The 6,489-nt window shown below is 71.6% G+C and carries 6 protein-coding genes; 2 read left to right on the top strand and 4 right to left on the bottom strand.

Annotation, left to right across the window (positions count from 1 at the left end; translation table 11 throughout):
* The 4 genes from BN12_RS16640 to BN12_RS16625 all read right to left on the bottom strand — a co-directional run.
* Window positions 1–1,257: DUF294 nucleotidyltransferase-like domain-containing protein (locus tag BN12_RS16640; RefSeq protein ID WP_048554210.1), on the bottom strand; the 1,257-nt coding region annotated here is incomplete at its 3' end.
* Window positions 1,250–2,083, bottom strand: a complete 834-nt coding sequence (locus BN12_RS16635) for a glutamate ABC transporter substrate-binding protein (RefSeq protein ID WP_048554208.1) — start codon at window positions 2,081–2,083, stop codon at window positions 1,250–1,252. The genes BN12_RS16640 and BN12_RS16635, both read right to left, overlap by 8 nt.
* Window positions 2,084–2,085: 2 nt before the next feature.
* Entirely contained in the window at window positions 2,086–3,642 is a 1,557-nt protein-coding gene (locus tag BN12_RS16630; RefSeq protein ID WP_048554206.1) for an amino acid permease, read from the bottom strand.
* Window positions 3,643–3,766: 124 nt separating this feature from the next.
* Entirely contained in the window at window positions 3,767–5,107 is a 1,341-nt protein-coding gene (locus BN12_RS16625) for an MFS transporter (RefSeq protein WP_235432441.1), read from the bottom strand.
* A 25-nt stretch (window positions 5,108–5,132) separates the two neighbouring features.
* Here BN12_RS16625 and BN12_RS16620 point away from each other — a divergent pair, with 25 nt between their 5' ends.
* Window positions 5,133–5,837 (top strand): uracil-DNA glycosylase, encoded by a 705-nt coding sequence (locus BN12_RS16620; RefSeq protein WP_048554204.1) that lies wholly within the window; start codon window positions 5,133–5,135, stop codon window positions 5,835–5,837.
* Window positions 5,834–6,489, top strand: a 656-nt coding sequence (locus tag BN12_RS16615; RefSeq protein ID WP_053080065.1) for an SGNH/GDSL hydrolase family protein, incomplete at its 3' end; no start/stop codon positions are given. The genes BN12_RS16620 and BN12_RS16615, both read left to right, overlap by 4 nt.

Below are 6,489 nucleotides of genomic sequence, written 5' to 3'. Positions count from 1 at the left end.
CCGGGCCGCCGCGCGCCACTCGGCGGCCGTCCGGGCGAACGGACGCCGGGCCGCGACGGCTCCGTGGCTGTCACCGCTCAGTCCCGCCCGGGCGAGGACGGCATGGACCTCGCCGAAGGCCTCGAGCCATCGGCTGATCGTCTCGGGAGTGGTGCCGTCGACGAAGACCGCCGCGGAGTCGAGGTCGGAGGACAGGACCGCCTCCCGGCGCCCGGTGCTTCCGAGGTCGAGCCACGTGAACGCGTCGTGGGGCAGGTCGGGATGCCGCGCGACGGCGAGCTCGATGGCTCGGCGGACGATGGCGTCGAGGAGGGAGGAGTATGCCGAGATGACCCGTCCCGAGGCGAGCCCGCCGTGCAGGAGGTCGCCGAGCAGCCCCGGAACGCCCACCGCGTGGTCGGCGAGCTCGTCGACCGTCGAGGCATACCGGAGCCGCTCGTGGAGGGTCACGCCGGCGGCCCCGGGTGACCCGGCGACGTCGCGCAGCGAGGCGACGCCGCGCAGCGAGCCGTCGCCCTCGGTGACGACGACGAAGTGGGCGTCGCTGTCGACCATGGCGGTCAGCGCGCCGATGACGCTCTCGTGGGTGTCGACGACCGGTGGCGTCACGTCGAGGACCTCGGTGACCGGCGCCGAGCCGGGGACGCCCTCGACGATGACCCGCCGGCGGAGCGAGGCGTCGGTGACGAGGGCGGTCGTCCCGTCCCGGAGGCGGACCGCGGCATACCCCCTGCCGTCGGCGGTGATCGCCCGGGCGACGTCCGCGGCCGTCGCCGACTCCTCGACGACGAGCGGATGTCCTCCGACGCGTTCGCCGACCCCCGCCGTGGGCCGCGTCTGCGCCGTGCGGGTCAGCGCGTCGGCGAAGGTCTGGGCGAGGAACCGGGCGCCCCTCGTGGACACGAACGCGGGCGTCGCGACGTCACCCGGGATCCGGGCGACCTCGGACGGCTCCGCCGCGACGACCCGGGGCCCGACCGAGCGCTCGGTCAGCATGGCGGAGAACCCGAAGACACCGCCCGGCCCCACCTGTTCGTCCGGCGGGTCGGCGAGCCCGCCCGGGTCGTTCCAGACGTCGACGCTCCCGGAGAGGACGACGAAGACGTCGCTCGAGGGATCGACGAACGCGTCGAGCACGAGCCGGCCGGCGGCATACGACTCGACGGTCGCGGCGGCGGCGATGTCCCCGAGGGGGCCCGCGCCGAGCGCGTCGAACGGTGGGTAGCGCCGCAGAACCTCGGCGAGGGGCTCAGCCAACGCTCGGCGGCGCCGGGATGTCGTACCCGGACGGAGCGACATAGGTCTCGAGCGACTTCTTCCAGGCACCCGAGGAGATGTAGTCCTTGAGCGCGGCGTCGACCTTGCCGACGAGGTCGGAGTCGCCCTTCTTGACGCCGATGCCGTACCGCTCGTCGGTGAAGCCCTTGCCGACGACCTTGAGGATGCCCTTGTACTTCGGCTGTGCGGCGAACCCGGCGAGGATGAGGTCGTCGGTCGAGACGGCGTCGACGTCGCCGTTGGCGAGGTTGCGGACGCACTCCGACCAGGTGGGCACCTCGTGGAGGGTGATCTTGCCCTTGTAGTGGGCCTTGACGTAGTCGGCGGACGTCGTCCCGGAGGCCGCGCAGAGCACCTTGCCGTCGAGGGTCTGCGGCCCGGTGATCGTCGTGTCGTTGCGACGGACGAGCAGATCCTGGTGGGCGACGAAGTACGGGCCGGCGAAGTCGACCTGCTGCTGGCGCTCGGGGGTGATGGAGAAGGTGGAGACGACGAGGTCGACCTGGCCGTCGACGAGGTCGGGCACGCGGTCCGCCGAGTCGATGACCTTCCACGTGATGTTCGCCGAGGGGACGCCGAGCTTGCCGGCGACGTAGTTGGCGGTGTCGATGTCGAAGCCGACGTACTGCGCGCCGTCCTTGAGGCTGACGCCCGGCAGGTCGTCGGCGATGCCGATCGTCAGCTTCCCCGTGCCCGAGGCGCCGTTGTCGGTCGTCGTCGGCTTCCCGGTGTCCGACGCGCACGCCGGGAGGGCTGCGACGGCGGTGACGACGGCGAGGAGGACGAGTGGTCGACGGATCCGCATGGTCACGCCTCCTCGCCCGTGACGATGGCACCCGTCGGCGCGGGTCCGGGATACCGCGGGCCCGTGTCGGACCAGACGCTCTCGATCCGTCCGCCGGTGTTCGCGTCGACGCGCGGCTTGACGAGCCGCCATCCCATCTCCAGGAGCGCGGCGATGAGCGGTATGCCGATGATGACGACGATGAAGTCGGTCTTGTGCCAGAAGTACGGCGAGGACTGCCAGCCGGAGATCGCCATCCCGATGACGACGAGGACGAGGAACGCGAGCCCGATGTAGCTCGTCCACGGCGAGCCGGGCGCCGGGAACGGACTGGGCCGGATGACGCCCTTGTTCACGAGCTGCCGGAGCCGCAGCTGGCTGAGGAAGATCGTCGACCACGTGAAGAGGACTCCGATGGCTGCGGCCTCGAGGGCGATCTCGAACGCGTCGGGGGTCAGCGCGTTGAGGATCGACCCGAAGACGTAGACGACCGACGTCATGACGATCCCGGCCCACGGCACGCCGGAGGCGCTCATCTTCAGGGTGAAGGTCGGCGCCTGCTTGGCCATCCCGAGGCTGCGCAGCACGCGGCCCGTCGAGTACAGGCCCGAGTTGAGCGAGGACATGGCTGCGACGATGAGGACGGCCTGGATGAGGTTGCCCATCCAGCCCAGGCCCATCCGGCCGAAGACCGTGACGAACGGGCTGATCCCCGCCTTGTACTCCGTCGTCGGCAGCATGCAGACGAGCAGGAGGATGGACCCGCAGTAGAACACCGCGATCCGCAGGATGACGGAGTTGACGGCCTTGGGGACCTCGCGGACGGGGTCGGCCATCTCGCCGGCCGCGACGCCGACCATCTCGATGGCGGCGTAGGCGAAGACGACACCGGACATGACGAGGATCGGGCCGTACCAGTGGTAGGGCGACTCGGTGGGCCAGAACCCGCCGGGGTTGGACCACAGGTTGCTGACGCCCGCCCGGTGTCCTCCGATGTCGAGCCGCAGCCCGACGACGACGATCCCGACGATGAGGAAGATGACGATGGCGCCGACCTTGGCGACCGAGGCCCAGAACTCGAACTCCCCGAACGCCCGCGCCGACATGAGGTTGATGGCGAGGACGACGGCGAGCGCGATGAGCACGGTCGCCCACGTCGGCATCGTCGGCCACCAGTACTGGATGTAGAGACCGACGGCGGACAGCTCCGCGATGCCGGTGAGGGCCCAGTTGAGCCAGTACATCCAGCCCGTGTAGAACGCCGCCTTCTCGCCGAAGAACTCGCGCATGTAGGAGACGAAGGCGCCGGACGTCGCGCGGTGCAGGACGAGCTCGCCGAGGGCCCGCATGAGGAAGTAGGCGATGACGCCGACGAAGGCGTAGCTGAGCAGCAGGGCCGGTCCGGTGCTGTTCAACCGGGAGGCCGACCCGAGGAACAGACCGGTGCCGATGGCGCCGCCGAGCGCGATCATCTGGACGTGGCGTCGCCCGAGCGACTGCTTGTAGCCGACCTGCTCCGCGTCGAGACCATGGGTGGCCCGAGGCTCCTCGCTCCGTTCGGCCGTGTCCGTCGTCGCCATGAGCATCCTCTCCCGCGACCCCTGCGCCCGGCCGGGGCGGCGGCGCGGTGGGCTGGTCCGACATATTGGCGCTCGGAAGTGGTCCGCGCAAGCGCGCGGACGACGGCTGGACGCTACCGGCGCCTCACCCGTCGTCCTTGGAGAGCCCCGGGAGGAGGGCTTCGCCGGCGGTCAGCGCGTCCATCGCCCCCGGTGTCTGCGCGACGAGTCGGCGTCCCTTGCGCCGGAATCGGACGATCTGCGTCGCGCCGATCGCCCAGAGCACGAACTGCACGGACATCGCGATGCGGAAGTCCGCGAGGGTGTAGTCCTTCGGCCCGCCCGGGGCCCGCCAGTCCAGGACGATGCCGACGAGGGCGATCGTCGTCAGCGACGCGACGAACCCGCCGACGTTGACGACGCCCGTCGCCCGGCCGAGCCGGTGCGGGAGGTGGAAGCTGCGGACGATGTCGAAGCCGAGCATCGAGCCCGGTCCTCCGACGGCGGTGACCATGACGAGGACGCAGAGGAGCCACAGCGGGGCGGGGCCGGGCCACAGGAGGGTGATGGCCCACATCGCCGCGATGGCTCCGACGATGGCGAGCGCGAGGGTCGAGCGATGGTAGGGACGACCGGCGGTGAAGCGGGCGATGACCGGGCCGGCGACGAGGGCGGTCCCCGTCATGAGCATGAGGAGGTTCGCCGCCGTGTCGCTCGAGCGGCCCTCCCCGCTGACGAGGAAGGGATAGCCCCAGAGCATCGTGAAGACGGTCGAGGAGAACTGGCACGTGAAGTGGGTCCACAGGCCGATCCGGGTCCCCGGGTTGCCCCACACCTCGCGGAGGGTCGTCGCGAGGACGCGCAGCTTGACCTTCTCGACGGACGATCCCGCATACGGGCTGTCCTTGACGACGAGGACGAGGGGGATGGCGACCGCGAACCCGAGCCCGGCGGCGATGGCGAACGACGTCGTCCAGCCGAGCTGCCGCAGCGCGATGGCCAGCGGGGTCGCCGCCGCGACGGCGCCGAGCTGGCCGATCATGCCGGTGAGCTGGGTGACGAGCGGCGCCTGCCGGACCCGGAACCAGAGGGCGACGACGCGCAGGAGGCTCGTGAAGATCATCGCGTCGCCCGCGCCGATGAGGACGCGACAGACGATGCCGACCGGGAACGACCCCGCGAACGCGAACCACAGCTCGCCGACCGTCATGAGGACGAGGCCGGTCGTCATGAGGACCTTCGAGCCGAACCGGTCGAGGAGGATCCCGACAGGCACCTGCATGCCGGCATACACGGCGAGCTGGAGGACGGTGAAGGTCGCGAGCTGCGCCGCGTTGATGTGGAACCGCTCGGCGGCGAGGAGCCCGGCGACGCCGAGCGAGGTGCGGTAGAAGACGGCGAGCAGGTAGACCGAGAGCCCCACGAGCCAGATGACCCAGGCCCTGCGGCGGCCGATGTCGTGCACCTGCCGTCGGAGCTCCACCACGTCTGCCAAGGATACGAGACTCGGTATGCCGGTCGTTAGGTTGGGTGCCGTGACCACCGCCCGCCCGCTCACCGACCTCATCCATCCGTCGTGGCGCCCGGCCATGGAGCCCGTCTCGCCCGTCGTCCGGGCGCTCGGCGAGTTCCTCCGCGAGGAGCTGGCGTCCGGCCACGGGTACCTGCCGGCCGGACCGATGGTGCTGCGGGCCTTCCAGCAGCCTCTCGACGACGTCCGCGTCCTCATCGTCGGACAGGACCCGTACCCGACCCCGGGGCATCCCGTCGGACTGTCGTTCTCCGTCGCGCCCGACGTCGCGCCGATCCCGCGGAGCCTCGCGAACATCTTCCAGGAGCTGACGACCGACCTCGGCCTGCCGCGCCCCTCGACGGGCGACCTCACGCCGTGGACCGCGCACGGCGTCCTCCTCCTCAACCGGGTCCTCACCGTCCGCCCCGGCAAGCCGGCCAGCCACCGGGGCAAGGGGTGGGAGGAGGTCACGTCGGCGGCGATCGCGGCGCTCGCCGCCCGCGGGGGTCCACTCGTCGCGATCCTCTGGGGACGCGACGCCCGGTCGCTCGTGCCGGCCCTGTCCGGCATACCCTGCATCGAGTCCGCCCATCCGTCGCCCCTGTCCGCGCACTCGGGGTTCTTCGGCTCCCGGCCGTTCAGCCGGGCCAACGACCTCCTGCGTCAGCAGGGCGCCGATCCCGTCGACTGGAGCCTCCCGTGACCGACGCCGCGCCCGTCTGGCACCGTTACGTCGCCATCGGCGACTCCTTCAGCGAGGGCCTCGTAGACCCGGATCCGGTTGAGCCGGAACGGTATCGGGGCTGGGCGGACCGGCTCGCCGTGCGGCTGTCCGAGCAAGCCGGCGGCGACTTCGGGTATGCCAACCTCGCCGTCCGCGGACGCCTCCTCGCCGACGTCGTCGGGCCCCAGCTCGAGGCCGCCCTCGGCCTGTCGCCGGACCTCGTGTCGATCGTCGGCGGCGGCAACGACATCCTGCGCCCGGGCGTCGACCTGGGATCGATCGCCGACCGCCTCGAGGCCGCCGTCGTCCGGATCCGGGCGACGGGTGCCGACGTCCTCCTCGCGACGCCGACGGACACGGCGGAGGCCGGCTTCTTCCGGGTCCTGCGCAGCCGGCACGCGGTCCACACGGCGAACCTGTTCGGCATCGCCCAACGGCACGGGTGTCACGTCGTCGACCTCTGGGGACTCCGGGCGCTCCGCGACTGGCGGATGTGGGGCGAGGACCGCATCCACCCCTCCGCCCTCGGGCACGAGCGGATCGCGGCGGCGGCGCTCTTCGCCCTCGGCATCGCACCGGCGGACGAGTCGTGGCGCGAGCCCCTCCCCGCTCCGCCCGCCGCGGCCCGGCG

The sequence above is a fragment of the Nostocoides japonicum T1-X7 genome, from assembly GCF_001046855.1.
GTDB classification, from domain to species: domain Bacteria; phylum Actinomycetota; class Actinomycetes; order Actinomycetales; family Dermatophilaceae; genus Nostocoides; species Nostocoides japonicum.
Note: the sequence above shows the minus strand (reverse complement) of the source record. Positions and strands in the feature narration are given on the sequence as shown.